Annotated in this window: 15 protein-coding genes; 6 read left to right on the top strand and 9 right to left on the bottom strand. The window is 67.4% G+C overall.

Annotated features, from left to right (window positions below):
• Nucleotides 1-13: 13 nt before the first annotated feature.
• The 3 genes from mreD to ACP26O_RS15965 all read right to left on the bottom strand — a co-directional run bounded on the left by mreD (nt 14) and on the right by ACP26O_RS15965 (nt 2,771).
• Nucleotides 14-526, bottom strand: coding sequence for a rod shape-determining protein MreD (mreD, locus tag ACP26O_RS15975; protein ID WP_011658224.1), 513 nt, complete (start codon nt 524-526; stop codon nt 14-16).
• Nucleotides 523-1,599, bottom strand: a complete 1,077-nt coding sequence (mreC, locus tag ACP26O_RS15970; protein WP_175665898.1) for a rod shape-determining protein MreC — start codon at nt 1,597-1,599, stop codon at nt 523-525. Before mreC ends, mreD begins: the two co-directional genes overlap by 4 nt.
• Nucleotides 1,600-1,727: 128 nt before the next feature.
• Nucleotides 1,728-2,771 carry a rod shape-determining protein gene (locus tag ACP26O_RS15965; protein ID WP_004189550.1) on the bottom strand — a complete coding sequence of 348 codons (1,044 nt, stop codon included), beginning with the start codon at nt 2,769-2,771 and terminating at the stop codon, nt 1,728-1,730.
• A gap of 368 nt (nt 2,772-3,139) precedes the next feature.
• Between ACP26O_RS15965 and gatC the strand changes: the two genes are divergently transcribed.
• The 5 genes from gatC to ACP26O_RS15940 all read left to right on the top strand — a co-directional run bounded on the left by gatC (nt 3,140) and on the right by ACP26O_RS15940 (nt 8,266).
• The gene (gatC, locus tag ACP26O_RS15960; protein ID WP_006477478.1) at nt 3,140-3,439 is read left to right on the top strand and encodes an Asp-tRNA(Asn)/Glu-tRNA(Gln) amidotransferase subunit GatC; all 300 of its coding nucleotides are present in this window, start codon (nt 3,140-3,142) and stop codon (nt 3,437-3,439) included.
• 66 nt (nt 3,440-3,505) lie between these two features.
• Entirely contained in the window at nt 3,506-4,996 is a 1,491-nt protein-coding gene (gene gatA, locus ACP26O_RS15955) for an Asp-tRNA(Asn)/Glu-tRNA(Gln) amidotransferase subunit GatA (RefSeq protein WP_175665899.1), read from the top strand.
• Nucleotides 4,997-5,000: 4 nt separating this feature from the next.
• Nucleotides 5,001-6,476, top strand: coding sequence for an Asp-tRNA(Asn)/Glu-tRNA(Gln) amidotransferase subunit GatB (gatB, locus tag ACP26O_RS15950; protein ID WP_175665900.1), 1,476 nt, complete (start codon nt 5,001-5,003; stop codon nt 6,474-6,476).
• Between the two features lie 126 nt (nt 6,477-6,602).
• Nucleotides 6,603-7,442: a polyphosphate kinase 2 family protein gene (locus ACP26O_RS15945; RefSeq protein WP_175665901.1), complete on the top strand. Its 840-nt coding sequence runs from the start codon at nt 6,603-6,605 to the stop codon at nt 7,440-7,442.
• Between the two features lie 50 nt (nt 7,443-7,492).
• Nucleotides 7,493-8,266, top strand: a complete 774-nt coding sequence (locus ACP26O_RS15940) for an exodeoxyribonuclease III (RefSeq protein WP_006755228.1) — start codon at nt 7,493-7,495, stop codon at nt 8,264-8,266.
• 111 nt (nt 8,267-8,377) lie between these two features.
• On the opposite strand, the gene ACP26O_RS15935 is transcribed toward ACP26O_RS15940, so the two are convergent.
• Nucleotides 8,378-9,430: an NAD(P)-dependent alcohol dehydrogenase gene (locus tag ACP26O_RS15935; RefSeq protein ID WP_006755229.1), complete on the bottom strand. Its 1,053-nt coding sequence runs from the start codon at nt 9,428-9,430 to the stop codon at nt 8,378-8,380.
• Nucleotides 9,431-9,658: 228 nt separating this feature from the next.
• Here ACP26O_RS15935 and ACP26O_RS15930 point away from each other — a divergent pair, with 228 nt between their 5' ends.
• Nucleotides 9,659-10,603 (top strand): AraC family transcriptional regulator, encoded by a 945-nt coding sequence (locus tag ACP26O_RS15930; protein WP_105834799.1) that lies wholly within the window; start codon nt 9,659-9,661, stop codon nt 10,601-10,603.
• A gap of 54 nt (nt 10,604-10,657) precedes the next feature.
• Here the strand turns inward: ACP26O_RS15930 and ACP26O_RS15925 are convergent, their stop codons facing one another.
• The 5 genes from ACP26O_RS15925 to ACP26O_RS15905 form a co-directional block, all read right to left on the bottom strand.
• A complete protein-coding gene (locus tag ACP26O_RS15925; protein WP_175701395.1) occupies nt 10,658-11,692 on the bottom strand; it encodes a M48 family metallopeptidase in 1,035 nt (344 codons plus the stop codon).
• On the bottom strand, nt 11,682-13,103 hold the full coding sequence (locus tag ACP26O_RS15920) for an AmpG family muropeptide MFS transporter (protein ID WP_165752222.1): 1,422 nt from the start codon (nt 13,101-13,103) through the stop codon (nt 11,682-11,684). The genes ACP26O_RS15925 and ACP26O_RS15920 overlap by 11 nt, the downstream gene beginning before the upstream one ends.
• A gap of 117 nt (nt 13,104-13,220) precedes the next feature.
• Entirely contained in the window at nt 13,221-13,829 is a 609-nt protein-coding gene (metW, locus tag ACP26O_RS15915) for a methionine biosynthesis protein MetW (RefSeq protein WP_011658215.1), read from the bottom strand.
• Nucleotides 13,826-14,971, bottom strand: a complete 1,146-nt coding sequence (metX, locus tag ACP26O_RS15910) for a homoserine O-succinyltransferase MetX (protein WP_011658214.1) — start codon at nt 14,969-14,971, stop codon at nt 13,826-13,828. The genes metW and metX overlap by 4 nt, the downstream gene beginning before the upstream one ends.
• Nucleotides 14,972-15,270: 299 nt before the next feature.
• A complete protein-coding gene (locus ACP26O_RS15905; protein ID WP_175665903.1) occupies nt 15,271-18,246 on the bottom strand; it encodes an autotransporter outer membrane beta-barrel domain-containing protein in 2,976 nt (991 codons plus the stop codon).
• Nucleotides 18,247-18,452: the final 206 nt, after the last annotated feature.

Raw genomic sequence — 18,452 nt, 5'->3', positions numbered from 1 at the left:
GTTCCGGTGCGGCTCAGATGGGGCGCGTATCGTCCGGGTCGACCGGGCGGCGTTGCGGCATCAGCAGCAGGTGGCTCGCGATCGGCCACAGCGCGGCCTCGACGAAGCCGTCCACCAGATAGCGCCAGCCGGGAAACGCGGCGCCCATCATCAGGCGGATCACGAACGGCACCAGCTGCGCGGCGACGAGCAGCGGCGTGACATACAGCACCTGCACGCCGATCGGCATCCACAGCACGCGGCGGTGGATCGTGATCGCGCCGTACGACAGCAGCGTATAGGCGAGCGCATGCTCGCCGAGCAGCCCCGCGTCGTGCACGTCCATCAGGATGCCGAGCACGAACGCGACGCCCATCCCGACCTTGCGCGGCTGGTGGATGTTCCAGAACAGCAGCACGAGCGCGACGAAATCGGGCACGCCGGGCAGGCGGCCCCACGGCATCAGGTTCAGCAGGAACGCGGCGGCGAGGCTGAAGACGATGAAGTACGGGTTGACCGGCTGCAGGATGTATTGCGGACGGTTCATCGCTGGGCTCCTGGTTGCCCGGCCGCGGGCTTCGCGGGCGCGGCAGCGGGCTGGGCCGGCGCGGCGGGCGCCGCCGGCGCGGGTTTCGCGCCGGGTGCGGCCGCGGCGGCCGGCTTCGCGTTCGCATCGGCCTTTTCGGCCTTCTCGGCTTTCTCCGCTTTCGCGGCGGCCTTCGCGCCCTTCTTGCCCTTCGCGTTCTTGTCGGCGGCCGGCTCGGGCTCGGCCGGACGCGGCGGGACGTCGTTCTGGTAATGCAGCACGAGCATCTGGCGCGCGCCGCGCACGGCGGCGACCGGTGCGCAGGTCACGCGGGCGAACGCGGTATCGGCGAGCTTGTCGACGTGCACGACCTTCGCGACCGGCAGGCCCGGCGGATAGACGCCGTCGAGGCCGCTCGTGACGAGCTCGTCGCCCGCGACGAGATCCGAGCTGGTCGGCACGAAGCGCAGGTCGAGCGAATCGCCCTTCGGCGTGCCGTAGATCACGCTGCGCAGGCCGGTGCGCAGCACCTGCACGGGAATCGCGAGATCGCGGTCGGTGATCAGCGTGACTTCGGCCTGCAGCGGGAACACGCGCGTGACCTGGCCGACCACGCCGTCTTCACTGACGACCGGCGAGCCGTCCTGGATGCCTTGCTGCGAACCCTGGCCGATCACGATCTTCTGCGTGAACGGGTCGCTCGTGTCGTACTGGATCTCGACCGGGGTCGACTGCGTCGCGATGTGCTGGCGCAGCTCGAGCACCGCGCGCAGATGCATGTTTTCCTGCGCGAGCACGGCGGCCTGATTGGCTTGCGTGGACAGTTGCAGGTTGCGCTTGCGCAGCGCGTCGTTGTCGTGGCGCAGCGACGCGCCCGTGACGGCGATGTCGGCCGCGCCCATGAACAGGTCGCGCGGCACGAGCGCCGCGCGCTGCAGCGGGTACAGCACGGTGCCGAGCACGCCGCGGACGATTTCGAGCGTGCTGAAGCGCGCGTCCGACACGAGGAGCGCGATGGCGAGGGCGACGAAGAAGATGAGCCGCGCGAGCGCGGGCGGACCTTGCTTGAAGAGGGGCGGCGGACTGTATTCCATGGTCGGCGCCGGGCGCGTGGTGATCGGTTAAATAATGCTCAGACGCGCAAACGGCGTGGCGGTTCGTTCTGAACGAGCGATCCGGCCACGCCGCGAGTGCGTCATATCAAACGGGACTGCTTAGGCGATCACTCGTACGAGAAGATGCTGCCCAGCTTGTCCATGCGCTCGAGCGCCATGCCCGAGCCGCGCACGACGCAGGTGAGCGGGTCTTCGGCGACGAGCACCGGCAGGCCGGTTTCTTCCGCGAGCAGGCGATCGAGGTCGCGCAGCAGCGCGCCGCCGCCCGTCAGCATCATCCCGCGCTCGGCGATGTCGGCGCCGAGTTCCGGCGGCGTCTGCTCGAGGGCGATCTTTACCGACGACACGATCTGGTTCAGCGGATCGGTCAGCGCTTCGAGGATTTCGTTGCTCGAGATCGTGAAGCTGCGCGGAATGCCTTCCGACAGGTTGCGGCCCTTCACTTCCATTTCCTTGACTTCGGAGCCCGGGAACGCGGAGCCGATTTCCTTCTTGATCGCCTCGGCGGTTTGCTCGCCGATCAGCATCCCGTAATTGCGGCGGATGTAGTTGACGATCGCTTCATCGAACTTGTCGCCGCCGACGCGCACCGAGCCCTTGTACACGATGCCGCCGAGCGAGATCACGCCGACTTCGGTCGTGCCGCCGCCGATGTCGACGACCATCGAGCCGGTGGCTTCCGACACCGGCAGGCCCGCGCCGATCGCGGCCGCCATCGGCTCCTCGATCAGGTAGACCTGCGATGCGCCGGCGCCGTGCGCCGCTTCCTTGATCGCGCGGCGCTCGACCTGGGTCGAGCCGCACGGCACGCAGATGATGATGCGCGGCGACGGCGAGAACATGCGCGACTCGTGCGCCGTCTTGATGAACTGCTTGATCATCTGCTCGGTGACGGTGAAGTCGGCGATCACGCCGTCCTTCATCGGGCGGATCGCCTCGATGTTGCCCGGCACCTTGCCGAGCATCTGCTTGGCTTCCTTGCCGACCGCCTGGATCGTCTTCTTGCCGTTGGGGCCGCCTTCCTGGCGAATCGACACGACGGAGGGCTCATCGAGCACGATGCCCTTGCCGCGCATGTAGATCAGGGTGTTTGCGGTGCCGAGGTCGATCGCGAGATCGTTGGAGAAGTAGCTGCGCAAAAAACCGAACATTCAGAATCCTGTTTCGCTCTGGGCCGGCCCTGCATAGCGAGCGCTGAGGGCGGCAGCGGAAAAAATAACAGCCTCGGGAAGCGTGGCGGAAGCGGCCGCCGCGGCGCACGAAGCTGCGAGTGATGTCTACCGGGGATCGCACGAAGCACGCACGGCTTGCCGAAACGAGGCGAAACGGTGCGGGAAAAGGCTGCCGGGTTTGGGTCGAACGCGTAATGATACCTTATAATTTCACGGTATTTGAATCGAAACGGGCGGTATTTTTGCCGCTTCGGCCCCGATTTTTGAGGGTGGGATCGCACCCTCCAACCCCCCGCCGCAGCGCTGCTTTCGCTGCGCCGCGCAGCCTTGTTTTTTCCGGTGATCGCATGGCCCTGACCCTGACCGATGTGAAACGCATCGCGCACCTGGCGCGACTCGAAATGGCCGACGCCGACGCCGAGCACATGCTCGGCCAGCTCAATGAATTCTTCGGCCTCGTCGAACAGATGCAGGCGGTCGACACCGCCGGCATCGCGCCGCTCGCCCACCCGATCGAACAGATCCAGGAAGTCGCGCAGCGCCTGCGCGACGACGCCGTGACGGAAGTCGTCAATCGCGACGACAACCAGCGTCCGGCGCCGGCCGTCCAGGACGGCCTTTACCTCGTGCCGAAGGTGATCGAGTAAGCATTCGATGACAAGCGCGCCGGCGCCGCGCCGCGCGCCACCCAGAATTCCCAGGAAAACCACTCAATGCACGCAAAAAGCCTGACCGAACTGCGCGCCGCGCTCGCCGCCAAGGAATGCTCGGCCGTCGAGCTCGCGCAGCTCTACCTGAAACGGATCGACGCGGCACGCGACCTGAACGCGTTTGTCCACGTCGACGCCGACCTCACCCTTGCGCAGGCGAAGGCCGCCGACGCCGAACTCGCGCGCGGCGCGGGCGGCGCGCTGACCGGCCTGCCGATCGCGCACAAGGACGTGTTCGTCACGCGCGGCTGGCGCTCGACCGCCGGCTCGAAGATGCTCGCGAACTACGAGAGCCCGTTCGACGCGACCGTCGTCGCCCGCCTGCAGGCGGCCGGCATGGTCACGCTCGGCAAGACCAACATGGACGAGTTCGCGATGGGCTCGTCGAACGAGAACTCCGCGTTCGGCGCGGTGAAGAACCCGTGGGATACCAACGCGGTGCCGGGCGGCAGCTCGGGCGGCAGCTCGGCCGCCGTCGCCGCGCGCCTCGCGCCGGCCGCGACCGGCACCGACACCGGTGGCTCGATCCGCCAGCCCGCGTCGTTCGCGGGCGTGACGGGCATCAAGCCGACCTACGGCCGCGTGTCGCGCTACGGGATGATCGCGTTCGCGTCGTCGCTTGACCAGGGCGGCCCGATGGCGCAGAGCGCGTCCGACTGCGCGCTGCTGCTGAACGCGATGTCCGGCTTCGACGAGCGCGACTCGACGAGCCTCGAGCGTGAAGACGAGGATTTCACGCGCCACCTCGGCCAGCCGTGGGCGGCCGGCAACGATGCGGGCAAGCCGCTTGCCGGGCTGCGCATCGGTCTGCCGAACGAGTATTTCGGTGACGGCCTCGCCGACGACGTGCGTGCGTCGATCGACGCGGCGCTCAAGCAGTACGAGGCGCTCGGCGCGACGCTCGTGCCCGTGTCGCTGCCGAAAACCGAACTGTCGATCCCCGTGTACTACGTGATCGCGCCGGCGGAAGCGTCGTCGAACCTGTCGCGTTTCGACGGCGTGCGCTTCGGCCACCGCGCCGCGCAGTACGGCGACCTGCTCGACATGTACAAGAAGTCGCGCGCGGAAGGCTTCGGCCCCGAGGTGAAGCGCCGGATTCTCGTCGGCGCTTACGTGCTGTCGCACGGCTACTACGACGCGTACTACCTGCAGGCGCAGAAGATCCGCCGCATCATCGCGCAGGATTTCCAGGAAGCGTTCAAGTCCTGCGACGTGATCATGGGCCCGGCCTCGCCGACGGTCGCATGGGATCTCGGCTCGAAGGGCGACGATCCGGTGCAGATGTATCTCGCCGATATCTACACGCTGTCGGTGAGCCTCGCGGGCCTGCCCGGCATGAGCGTGCCGTGCGGCTTCGGCGCGGGCGCGAACGCGAAGCGCCCGGTCGGTCTGCAGATCATCGGCAACTATTTCAACGAAGCCCGGATGCTGCAGGTCGCCGACGCGTTCCAGCGCGCGACCGACTGGCACAAGCAAGTTCCGGCAGGGGTGTAAGCATATGGCTACTCAATGGGAAGTCGTCATCGGTCTCGAGACGCACGCGCAACTGTCGACCGTCTCGAAGATTTTCTCCGGCGCACCGACGCAGTTCGGCGCCGAGCCGAACACGCAGGCATGCCCGGTGGACCTGGCGCTGCCGGGCGTGCTGCCGGTGCTGAACCGCGGCGCGGTCGAGCGGGCGATCCGCTTCGGCCTCGCGATCGGCTCGACCATCGCGCCGCGCAGCATCTTCGCGCGCAAGAATTATTTCTACCCCGATCTGCCGAAGGGCTATCAGATCAGCCAGTACGAGATTCCGGTCGTGCAGGGCGGCCAGATCACGATCCAGGTGCCGGCCAACGAAAAGGCCGGCAAGCCGGCGTACGAGAAGACGGTCAACCTGACCCGCGCGCACCTCGAGGAAGATGCGGGCAAGTCGCTGCATGAAGACTTCGCCGGCATGACCGGGATCGACCTGAACCGCGCGGGCACGCCGCTGCTCGAGATCGTCACCGAGCCGGAAATGCGCAGCGCGGCCGAGGCCGTGGCCTATGCGAAGTCGCTGCACGCGCTCGTCGTGTGGCTCGGCATCTGCGACGGCAACATGCAGGAAGGCTCGTTCCGCTGCGATGCAAACGTGTCGGTGCGGCCGGTCGGCCAGGAAAAGTTCGGCACGCGCGCGGAAATCAAGAACCTGAACTCGTTCCGGTTCCTTGAAGAAGCGATCAACTACGAAGTGCGCCGCCAGATCGAGCTGATCGAGGACGGCGGCGAAGTCGTGCAGGAAACGCGCCTCTACGATCCGGACAAGCGCGAGACGCGTTCGATGCGCAGCAAGGAAGACGCGCACGACTACCGCTACTTCCCCGACCCCGACCTGATGCCGCTCGTGATCGGCCAGGACTGGATCGATCGCGTGCAGGCCGGGATGCCCGAACTGCCGGCCGCGATGCAGCAGCGCTTCGTCGAGCAATATGGCGTGTCCGCGTACGACGCGGGCGTGCTGACGTCGAGCAAGGCGATGGCCGCGTACTTCGAGGCCGTGGTCGCGAAGGCCGGCGCGGCGAACGCGAAGATCGCCGCGAACTGGCTGATGGGCGACGTGTCGTCGCAGCTGAACCGCGACGGCATCGAGATCGACGCGATTCCGGTGTCGGCGGCGCAGCTCGCGCTGGTGCTGCAGCGCATCGCCGACGGCACGATCTCGAACAAGATCGCGAAGGAAATCTTCTCGGCGATCTGGGACGAGAAGGCGACCGACGAAGCCGCGGCCGACCGCATCATCGACGCGAAGGGCCTGAAGCAGATCTCCGACACCGGCGCGCTGGAAGCGATCATCGACGAGGTGCTCGCCGCGAACGCGAAGTCGGTCGAGGAATTCCGCGCGGGCAAGGAAAAGGCGTTCAACGCGCTGATCGGCCAGGCGATGAAGGCGACCAAGGGCAAGGCCAATCCGCAGCAGGTCAACGAACTGCTGAAGAAGAAGCTCGGCTGAACATGGCCGCGCGCCTGAACCGCGCCTGACGACGGGCCGCCGCCGAACCTGTTCGGGGCGGCCCGTCGCTTTGGTGCATGCGTTATCGTGTGCGCGTGTGCATCGCACCGTCCAACGGAGGAACGAATGGCGAAACAACCGTCGCTCGACGATTTCCGCGTGCCGTACAGCACGCGTGACAAGGAAGCTGCCGCATTCAGGCTCGATGCATTCGATCCGGCCGCGAAGCCGTTCTCGTCGGGCTCGAAGGATGCCGACCGCGAACGGCTCAGCGCCGTGTCGACCGAGCTCGACGTGCAGCAGGAGCGCCTGCACACGCAGCAGAAGAAGCGCGTGCTGCTCGTGCTGCAGGGGATGGACACCAGCGGCAAGGACGGCACCGTGCGCGCGGTGTTTCGCGACGTCGATCCGCTCGGCCTGCGCATCGTGCCGTTCAAGGCGCCGACGCCGATCGAGGCCGCGCACGACTTCCTGTGGCGCGTGCACGCGCAGGTGCCGGCCGCGGGCGAACTCGCGATCTTCAACCGCAGCCACTACGAGGACGTCCTCGTGCCGCGCGTGCTGGAGCTCATCAGCGACAAGGAATGCGAGCGCCGCTACCGGCAGATCCGCGATTTCGAGACGATGCTCGCGGAGAACGGCACGACGATCGTCAAGTGCTTCCTGCACATCTCGAAGGACGAGCAGCGCGAGCGGCTGCAGGCGCGCATTGACGATCCGACCAAGCACTGGAAGTTCGACATCGCCGATCTCGACGCGCGCAAGCACTGGGATGCATACCAGTCGGCGTACCGTGACGCGCTCGCCGCGACGTCGGCCGAGCATGCGCCGTGGTACGTGATCCCGGCGAACTCGAAAACCCATCGCAACGTGATGATCGCCGAGCTGCTGCTGCGCACGATGACCGACATGAAGCTCGAATTCCCGCCGCCGAAGCCGGAGCTCGAAGGCGTGAAGATCCGCTAGGCTGCGATCCTGTCAAACACATCGAACTGAACTGAACAACGGAACCCGACATGATGCGAGTGATTACCGCCAACCTGAACGGCATCCGCTCCGCCGCGAAGAAGGGCTTTTTCGAATGGCTCGGCGAACAGAACGCCGACTGCGTATGCGTGCAGGAAATCAAGGTATCGGCCGACGACCTGCCGGCCGACTTCGTCGAGCCGCATGGCTTCAGGAGCTATTTCCACCACGCCGAGAAGAAGGGCTACAGCGGCGCGGGCGTGTACAGCCGCCACGAGCCCGATGACGTGATCATCGGCTTCGGCAGCAGCGAATTCGATCCCGAGGGACGCTACGTCGAGGCGCGCTACGGCAAGCTGTCGGTCGTGTCGGTGTACGTGCCGTCCGGCTCGAGCGGCGAAGAGCGTCAGCAGGCGAAGTACCGCTTCATGGACGAGTTCATGCCGCATCTCGCCGAGCTGAAGAGCAAGCGAGAGGTGATCCTGTGCGGTGACGTGAATATCGTCCACAAGGAAATCGACATCAAGAACTGGAAGAGCAACCAGAAGAACTCGGGCTGCCTGCCGGAAGAGCGCGCGTGGCTCACGCAGCTGTTCGACGATGTCGGCTATGTCGACGTATTCCGCACGCTCGACCCGCGCCCCGAGCAGTACACGTGGTGGAGCAACCGCGGCCAAGCTTACGCGAAGAACGTCGGGTGGCGGATCGATTACCAGATCGCGACGCCGGGCGTGGCAGGCACCGCGAAGCGCACGTCGATCTTCAAGGACATCAAGTTCAGCGATCACGCGCCGCTGACGGTCGATTACGACTACAAGAAGTGATCGTCGGCGCGACGCGACGCGCATAGCTGCCGGGCCAACCGGTTGCCGGATGCGAAACGGGCCGCATGTCGAACATGCGGCCCGTTTCGCTTGGGGGCGGCGCTTGCTGCGTTACTGCTTGAGCGACGCCATGTCCACCACGAACCGATACTTCACGTCGCTCTTGAGCATGCGCTCGTAAGCGGCATTGATCTGCTGCATCGGAATCGTTTCGATGTCCGACGTGATGCCGTGCTCCGCGCAGAAATCGAGCATTTCCTGCGTTTCCGCGATCCCGCCGATCAGCGAGCCCGCGAGGCGGCGGCGCTTGAAGATCAGGTTGAACACCTGCGGCGACGGATGGTCGTGCTCCGGCGCGCCGACGAGCGTCATCGTGCCGTCGCGCTTCAGCAGGTGCAGGAACGGGTTCAGGTCGTGCTGCGCGGCCACCGTATTCAGGATGAAGTCGAAGCTGTTCAGGTGCGCGTTCATCTGCGCTTCGTCCTTCGAGATCACCACTTCGTGCGCGCCGAGCCGCTTGCCGTCCTCGATCTTCGACGGCGAGGTCGTGAACAGCACGACGTGCGCACCCATCGCGCGCGCGAGCTTCACGCCCATGTGGCCGAGCCCGCCGAGGCCGACGATCCCGACCTTCTTGCCGGGCCCGACGTTCCACTGGCGCAGCGGCGAGTAGGTCGTGATCCCCGCGCATAGCAGCGGCGCGGCGCCGGCCGGGTCCAGCGTCTCGGGTACGCGCAGCACGAACGCCTCGTCGACGACGAGCTGGGTCGAATAGCCGCCGTACGTGATGTCGCCCGTCACGCGGTCCTGGCCGTTGTAGGTGCCGACGAAGCCGTTCTCGCAATACTGTTCGAGGCCTTCCGCGCAGCTCGGGCAGGTGCGGCACGAATCGACGAGACAGCCGACGCCGACCAGCTCGCCGACCTTGAAGCGCGACACCTGCGGGCCGGTCGCGGTCACGCGGCCGACGATTTCATGGCCCGGCACGACCGGGTAGATCGTGTTGCGCCATTCGTTGCGGGCCTGGTGCAGGTCCGAGTGGCAGACGCCGCAGTAGAGCACCTCGATCTGGACGTCGAGGTCGCGCAGCGCGCGGCGCTGGAATTCGAACGGGGCGAGCGGCGATTGCGCATCGGTCGCCGCGTAAGCGTAGGTTGTGCTCATGCAGGGGGCTCCTTGTCCGGGAAAACATCCGGCGAAACAGACTGCCGCCGCGCCATGTGGCGACGCGGCGAGACAGGTGCCCATCGTACGGAGCGAGCCGCCGCGGCGAAATACACGAAGGTCTGGAAGGTTTGCCCATTCCTCTCGAATTGCGCGCGAACGGCCGTCAAAATGCTTTCAAAGTGCTACATTGCAAGCCAGATTCTCTTGCCGGACAGGACTACGCCGATGAGCTTCCAGCCCCTTTTCGACGATATGGGCGACCGTGTGCGGCGCCGCATGATCGAGCTGCATTCGAGCCTCGCGCCGAACGAGGGCGATACGCTGGCGGCGCTCGACGGCGTGCGCTTCTTCCGCGTGAGCCGGCCCGTGCCGCGCATGCCCGTGCTGTACGAGCCGAGCATCATCGTCGTGTGCCAGGGCCGCAAGCTCGGCTATCTCGGCGACCGCTCGTTCGTCTACGACGCGCAGCAGTATCTCGTGCTGTCGGTGCCGCTGCCGTTCGAATGCGAAACCTTCGCGAGCCCGGACGAGCCGTTTCTCGCGATCTCGATCCGCGTCGATCTCGCGGTGATCGCCGAACTCGCGATCCTGCTCGACGAGACGCTAGGTGCGGCGGTCAGCGAGCCGCACGGCGTCTATTCGACGCCGCTCGATGCGCCGCTCGCCGACGCAGTGGTGCGGCTGCTCGAAGCGCTCGCGTCGCCGCACGACACGTGCGTGCTCGGGCCGGCGATCATGCGCGAGATCGCATACCGCGTGCTGACGGGCGCACAGGGCGACGCGATTCGCGCGGCGCTCGCCCAGCAGCATCATTTCGGCCGCGTCGCGAAGGCGCTGCGGCGCATCCATGCGGACCTGAAGGCCGATCTCGATGTCGAGACGCTCGCGCGCGAGGCCGGGATGAGCCTCGCGGTGTTCCACGCGCAGTTCAAGCACGTGACGGCGACGTCGCCGATGCAGTATGTGAAGGCCGCGCGCCTGCATCAGGCGCGCTTGATGATGGTGCAGGACGGCGTCGGCGCGGGTGCCGCCGCCGCGCGGGTCGGCTATGCGAGCGCGTCGCAGTTCAGCCGCGAGTTCAAGCGGCTGTTCGGCCGCAGCCCCGGTGACGAAGTGCGCTGGATGCGCGAGAGCGGCAGCCGGCCGGTCGAATCGGACGTCGGTGCGTAGCGCCGCGTCACGTGCCGGCGATGCCCGACGGAAAGCCGCGGCCTGCGGCGATGCTCAGCGCCGCGCAACCTTGCGCCGCTGCGCGCTGATGCCCGCATAGTCGGGCAGCGTGTCGACGCGCTTGCCCGTCGCCTTCGCATACAGCGGCATCAGGTCCTGCAGCCGGTTCAGCAGATCCTGCCGCCGCGTCGCGCCGTACGGATGCGTGTAGATGAAGCCCGACGTCTTGTTCGCGCGGGTGGCCGCCGCGAGCTTGTCCCACAGCGTGATCGCCGCGCGCGGATCGAAGCCCGCGCGGGCGGCGATGTCGCCGCCGATCACGTCGGCTTCGGTCTCGTCGGTCGGGTCGTAGCGCAGCGTCTGCAGACGTGCGCCGAGGTTCAGCGCCTGCGGCAGCGGATCGCCGACGCCGAACAGCGGCGGCAGCGCGGCCGCGCGCAGCGACGTTTGCGACGCCGTGCCGAGATTGCTGCGTGCGTGTTCGCGCAGCGCATGGGCGATGCCGTGCGCGAGCAGCACGCCGAACTCGTCGTCGTTCAGGCGGACGCGATCGAGCATCCCGCCGTACACGAGCACCTTGCCGCCCGGCAGGCACGTGATGCGGATATCGCGCGAGCGGATCGCATTGACGTCCCACGCCCAGCTCTTCACGCGGTCGTTCCACTTCACCGAATACGGCGCAAGCTTCATGACGATCGCGCGCAGGCGTTTCACGCGCGGCTGGTTCGCGGGCAGCAGGCGGTCGCTGTCGGCGGCCGTTTGCACGATCTGCGCGTATTCGCTCGCGGTGAGCTGTTCGAGCAGCGGCGACGGGATCAGCGTGCGGAACGCGATCGCGTCGCCGTAGCGGACCTGCTGCGACGTCGGCGCATAGGCTTTCGACGGCACGGCCCCGCCGCTCGGCTGCGCGGCTTCGGCGGCAGACGGCGCGACGGTGGTCGCCGGCGTGGACGGCGCAGCCGCCGCGGAGCCGGCCGCGGCTGCACCGGCGTCGGTCGGATGCGTGCTTGCCGCCGCGCCGAGCGCCGCGACGCCGACGCTCAGTGCGGCGGCGACGCGTGCGGCGCGAAGCAGGCGGTCATTGCGCACGGCTCGCCTCGCCGTTGCGCGCGACACCGTTCCACGGCGCGATCTTGAACAGCAGCAGCATGCCGGGGATCGCGAGCGCCGTGCACACGATGAAATAGTCGAACCAGCCGATCTTCGCGACGATGAAGCCGCTCGCGGCCGACGCGAGCGTGCGCGGCACGGACGCGAGGCTCGTGAACAGCGCGAACTGCGTGGCCGTGTAGCGCGGGTCGGTCGTGCTCGCGATGTACGCGACGAACGCGGCCATCGTCAGGCCGGTGGTGAAGGTTTCGACGCCGTAGACGATTGCGAGCGCGACCGTCATCGGGCTGAACTGCGGCGTGACGACGACGCCGAACACCGACAGCGCCGACGCGATCGCGTGGCTCGTCGATACCGTGAAGTCGTACAGCACGGCCAGCACCGGCGAGCCGGGGCCGAGCTGCGCGAGCCACGCGAAGCCGAGGGTCGACACCATCTGCAGCGCGCCGAAGATCCACAGCCCGCGGCCGATCCCGATCTTCACGAGCCACACGCCGCCGATGATGCCGCCGGCGACGCTCGCGACCAGCGCGGTGGTTTTGGCGACGATGCCGATTTCGGTGCGCGTGAAGCCGATGTCGAGGAAGAACGACGTCGACAGCGTGGTCGCCATCGTGTCGCCGATCTTGAACAGGAAGATGAACGCGATGACCAGCAGCGCGCCGGCCCAGCCGTCGCGCTGGATGAATTCGCGGAACGGCAGCACGATCGCGTCGCGCAGGTTGCGCGGCGGCGTGCCGACCACTTCGGGCTCGCGCACGACGAGCGTCATCAGGATGCCTGGCAGCATGAACGCGCCGGTGATCGCGAACACGGCGTCCCACGGCAGGTGGTCGGACAGGATCAGCGCCAGCGAGCCGGGAATCAGCGCGGCGAGCTTGTAGGCGTTCACGTGCACCGCGTTGCCGAGGCCCTGCTCGGTGTCGCGCAGCAGTTCGCGGCGGTACGCGTCGATCACGATGTCGGCGCTCGCGCCGAAGAACGCGACGAGCGTGGTGAGCGCGGCGACCGTCCAGATCGAGTCGCGCGGCGACACGAAGCCGAGCGTCGCGATCGCGCCCGCGACCAGCAACTGCGTGAGCAGCAGCCAGCCGCGCCGGCGGCCCGGCCGCCAGCCGGGCAGGCGCGGGATGTAGCGGTCCATCAGCGGCGCCCACAGGAACTTCCACGTATACGGGAACTGGATCAGCGCGAACAGGCCGATTTCCTTCAGGTTCACGCCTTCGGAGCGCAGCCATGCCTGCACGAGGTAGACGAGCGTGAACAGGGGCAGACCGGACGTGAACCCGAGGAACACGCAGATCAGCATGTGCGTGTTCAGATAGGCTCGCCAGCCGGGGTGATCCTCGTGAGCGGTGAGCGCGGGCGCCTCGTGTGGCGTTTTCGACATGGAATGGAACTGGGTAGCGTTGACTGATTGCGGCGGCAGCGCAGGCAGCGCGAGCGGCGCAGAAGGGGGCGGCCGCACGCGCGTGCGGGCCGGATCATCCGTCAACGGCCCCCGGGCTCAGCTGCGCTTGACGCGATAGACAGCAAGACTACCACGCCAGTTCGCTCCCCAACGAATCGGCTGGCCTTCGTGCAGCACGACGCGGTCGAGAATCGTGACGCCGACTTCCGGCGCGAGCGCCTCGAAATCCTCGATCGTCAGCACCCGGACGTTCGGCGTGTTGTGCCATTGGTAAGGCAGCGCCTTCGACACCGGCATCCGGCCGTTCAGTACCGACAGCCGATGCGGCCAGTAGCCGAAATTCGGGAACGACACGATGCATTCGCGCCCGACCCGCGCGGTTTCGCGCAGGATCGCGGCCGTCTGGTGAATCGTCTGCAGCGTCTGCGACAGGATCGCGATGTCGAAGCTGTGGTCCTCGAACAGGCGCAGGCCGTCTTCCAGGTTCTGCTGGATCACATTGATGCCGTTCTTCGCGCTCGCGAGCACGCCCGCGTCGTTCAGCTCGATCCCGTAGCCGGTCACGTCCAGTTCTTCCATCAGCAGCGCGAGCAGCGAGCCGTCGCCGCAGCCGAGGTCGAGCACCGTCGAGCGCGGTTCGACCCAGCGCGCGATCGTGCGGAAGTCTGCGCGCGCGGACAGGGAGTTCAGGGCTTGCTGGTTCATGCGCCTACCTCGTTGGCGATTCGTTCGTAATACGCGCGCAGCAGGTTGTGATAGCGCGCGTCGTCGAGCAGGAACGCGTCGTGGCCGTGCGGCGCGTCGATCTCCGCGTAGCTGACCGTGCGCTTGTTGTCGAGCAGCGCCTTCACGATCTCGCGCGAGCGGGCCGGCGCGAAGCGCCAGTCGGTCGAGAAGCTCGCGATCAGGTATTTCGCCTGCGTGTGCGCGAGCGCGGCCGTCAGGTTTCCGTCGAACGCCTTGGCCGGATCGAAGTAGTCGAGCGCGCGCGTGATCAGCAGGTAGGTGTTCGCGTCGAAGTAGTCGGCAAACTTGTCGCCCTGGTAGCGCAAATACGACTCGACCTCGAACTCGACGTCGAAGCTGAAGTTGTACGCGTCGAGCGCGCCGTCCGCGCGGCGCAGCGCACGGCCGAATTTCTCGGCCATGTCGTCGTCGGACAGGTACGTGATGTGGCCGATCATCCGCGCGACGCGCAGGCCGCGCTTCGGCTTCACGCCGTGCGCGTAGTAGTCGCCGCCGTGGAAGTCGGGATCGGACAGGATCGCCGAGCGCGCGACTTCGTTGAACGCGATGTTCTGCGCGGACAGCTTCGGCGTCGACGCGATGTCGATGCAGTGTGCGACGCGCTCCGGATACATCAGGCTCCACGCGAGCGCCTGCATCCCGCCGAGGCTGCCGCCCATCACCGCGGCGAAGCGCTCGATGCCGAAGGCATCCGCGACGCGCGCCTGCGCGTGCACCCAGTCCTCGACGGTGACGACCGGAAAGCGCGCGCCGTACGGCTTGCCGCTCGACGGGTCGATGCTCATCGGGCCGGTCGAGCCGAAGCACGAGCCGAGGTTGTTCACGCCGATCACGAAGAAGCGGTTGGTGTCGAGCGGCTTGCCGGGGCCGACCATGTTGTCCCACCAGCCGGTGCTGCGCGGATCGTCCGCGTAGACGCCGGCGACGTGATGCGACGCATTGAGTGCGTGGCAGACGAGCACCGCGTTCGAACGCGCGGCGTTGAGCTCGCCGTACGTTTCGACGACGAGCTGATAGTTGCCGATCACGCTGCCGCTTTGCAAGCGCAGTGGTTCGGCGAAGTGCATGGTCTGTGGAGCGACGATGCCGATCGATTCCATTCGTTCCGCCTTATGACTGGGCGGCTAAACGGTGTCGGCGATGCGCGGAGTCGGAGATGCGCGGCTGACGACCTCTTTAGCCGCATTTGTAGTGAACCTGCCGGGACCAAGACGCATCAAGGCCCGGCCGGTTCGCGCGCCCGCAATCGAGTCAGCAAATCGGCGCGCTTCCGACCTGCCGCCAGGTGGCGGCAGTCGGCAAAGTATAGCGGAAATCGCGGAACGCGCGTTTCGACGCGCAACGCGCACGGGGTGCGGCGCGCCTGCCTGCCCGCCACGGCGCCGCACCCCGTTCCCTGCTACCAGCGGTACTTCGCCGTGAACTCGCCCTTGACCACCGCGTAGTCGGACATATTCGCTTCCACGCCGAGGCTGGCCGACACCGTGAAGCGTTTCGAGACCTGCCCGGTCGCGCCGATCCTGAACGCGGCGCGGTCGCGCGGCACGCTGAACGAGAACGCGTTGCCGTCGAGCGTCAGCGAGCGCGAGCCGGGGCCGTGCCACCAGTTCGCTTCGACGAACGGTCGCAGTTCGCGCCCGGGCGCGATCGCGGTGACGCCATGCACGCGTACGCCGACGCGGGTCAGCACGTCGGTGGAACCCTGCCCGTCGACGTAGCCGCCCGCGGCACGGTGAGCCGCCGCGCGGTAGTCGGAGACGACGAGCTGTACCTCGGGTTCGACGAAGAAGCGCGTGTCGCCGCGCTCGTAGACGTGGAACGAATGGCCGGCTTCGAGCGACCCGGTGACGGTGCGCGACCGGTACGAATCCCCGGCGAGACTGCCGCCGATGCGGTTCGCATATGCGCCGTACATGAACCACGCATCGACGTACGGGCCGGACAGGATGTCGCGATTGCCGTACCACGTGCCGTACAGCCCGGCGTTGTAGCCTTCGACGCTGCCGCGCGCGGTGGCATCGGCGGTGCGCTGCTCGGCCGCATTCCACAGCGGGCGGGTCGACCAGTTCGTCTGGCTGCCGTACATCCCCATCACGCCGGCCCGGATGCTGCCGCCGCGGCCGTCGTCGAAGCGGAGCAGGTCGGCGCCCGCATGCACCAGCCGGCCGTTGCCCGACACGCTGCGGCCCCCGCCCGACATCGACGTGAACTGGCCTTCGGTACGCAGCCACACGGCGCCGTCGAGCGGGCCCGCTGCGGTGCCGCCGGAGCGAAGCGAGCGATCCTCGCGCTGATGCAGCGAATGGATGGCCATCATCGCGGCGGCATCGGCGTTCTCCATGTAGGCGTCGGGCTCCGGCGCGACGGCGCGCGTCGGGGGCGGGGGTGTGGTTTCGGGGTGCACGGGCGGCTCGGGATCGACGGGCGCGGGCGGCTGGGGCGGCTGCGGTGGCTCGGGCTTCGCGGCGGAGACGAGGTACCAGTCGTCAGCCTTGCCGCCCTTGCCGCCCCGCGCGAGCATGTAGTCGTAGCCGCCGGCCGACAGCGTGCCGAAGCCTTGCCGGTAGCCGTCCGACGCCGCGTCGAGCGCGAACGCCGACGCGTCCGTCGTGCCGCCGTTGCGGGTTTCGACGATCGGGATGCCGACCGTGGTTTGCGCGCCGTCGCCGCCGGCGCGCTTCACGACGACGCCCGTGTTGCCCGATGCATGGCCGCCGTCGATCACGAGGCGATCGGTGGGCGATGCGTCGTCCCGCAGCGTCGTATGGAGGACGAGCTTGCCGTTGCGCGCCGCATAGTCGCCGGTCACGACGAGCGTGCGCGGCGTCGGCGGCACGCCGGCTGCGGGCGCGTCGAATGCGATCGTCGAATCGTTCAGCGCGACGGAACCGACCGTCGAATCGGCGGTGACGGTCCAGAGACTGTTCGTGTCCAGCGACAGCGCGCGGACCGCGTCGGTCGCGCCGGTCCACGCGGACCCGTTCGCGAGCTTGACGTCCGTCACGGCGTCGGTCGGACTGCCGTCGTCGGTGGGGTGGTTGACGATGTCGCCCTGGGCATAGGACCGGGAATCGAGCGTCAGACTCACGGGGGCGCCCGACTCGGCATGAACGGACAGCAGCTTGCCGTTGCCGCCGATGGCGCGTGCGCCGTTTCGCAGGCTGATCGTCGCATCGGACGCGTCGATCGCACCGTGGCGTTCGCTGACGAGCGAGCTGTCATCGACCGTCAGCGTTCCGCCATAGACGGCTGCGGCATAGGCGCCGGCGCCGGTCGTGCGTGCGTCGCTGCGCAGCAGGTCGACGGCGCCGCCGGCGCTCGCATAAAGTGCGGCGGCTTCGGCGCCGTGGGTTTCGACGGTCGTATCGGTGAGGGCGGCAACGGATTGCGCGCCGGCCGACAGCACCCCGCGCGCGCGCTCGCCGCTCGTCAGGATGCCGCCGCGCGTCATCGCGGCCTTGCCGCCAAGCCGCGCGACCACGCCGATCGCGCCCTTGCCGGTGGTGGTCACGTAGGTATCGGTTGCATCGACGACGGGTGTGTCGGTGTACTCCTTCGATGCATATAGCCCGTGTGAACTGACGCCATGCGTGACGACGCGCGTGCGGGCGAGTTCGACGCTGCCCTCGCGGGTGTCCACGCCGAGCGCCGCGTATCCGCTGGTTTCGAGATGCGAGTCGCTGAATGCAACCGTGGACGCGCTCGGCATGTACAGGACCGATGCATAGTCGCCGTCGGTGCGGATGTCGGTGCGCTTCAACGTGGCCCGGACGCCGCCGTAGCTGATGGACAGGCCGGTGCCGAACAGGCCGCTGGTCCGGATCAGCGTGTCGGCCACGTCGATGGTGCCGCCCGGGACCAGAACCGTCGCGATGCCGGACGCTTCCTTGCCGCGCGTCACGATCACGCTGCCGGAGAGCGACAGATGGCCGTTGGCGCCGTCGATGGATACGCCGTGCGCGTAGTCGCCGTCGGTATCGATGGAGATGTTTTCAGCGGAGGCGCTGCCGCCGTGACGAAGATCGATGCCCGCGCTCGAGTCGCCGCGCGTGCGGATTTCCGTGTCGCGCAGGACGACGCGCGAGCCGGTGCCCCACGCGGCAGCGCCCGCCGACACGTTGCCGGTCGAGAAGATGCGGGTTTTGCCGACGGTCGTCAGCACGCCGCCGTTGACCGCGGAAAGCACGGCCTTGCCGGAGAGGTTCGTCGAGTAGTCTCCGGGGGCGACTTCGAGCGTGATGCCGTCCGCGAGTTGCGGGCCGCCGCTGACTTGTGCCATTGACGTCCACGGAATGGCCGCACCGGCGAGCAGCGCGGAACGCAAGACTCGCCGGCCGATGCGCGTCTGGGAAAAGGGAAAATGACCGCGGTTCACTTGATCACCTTGATTTATTCTGAGTACACGAAGATGAGCCTGTTCGAGCGATTTTGAAATTGGACGAGTTCGAATTTGTTGCGGTGTCTGGCCACCGGCATGGCGTACGTGCGAAACGTGGAGATCATTGGACGCGCGTGATTTGCCCGGTCGGGACTGCTCGCGGAATGTGCGACGAGACCGAATGGCGCAGTGGGCGGAGGCGC

Origin of the sequence: Burkholderia sp. R-40 (genome assembly GCF_049942845.1) — a bacterium.
Lineage (GTDB): Bacteria > Pseudomonadota > Gammaproteobacteria > Burkholderiales > Burkholderiaceae > Burkholderia > Burkholderia ambifaria.
This window is presented reverse-complemented; position numbering and strand designations above follow the sequence as displayed.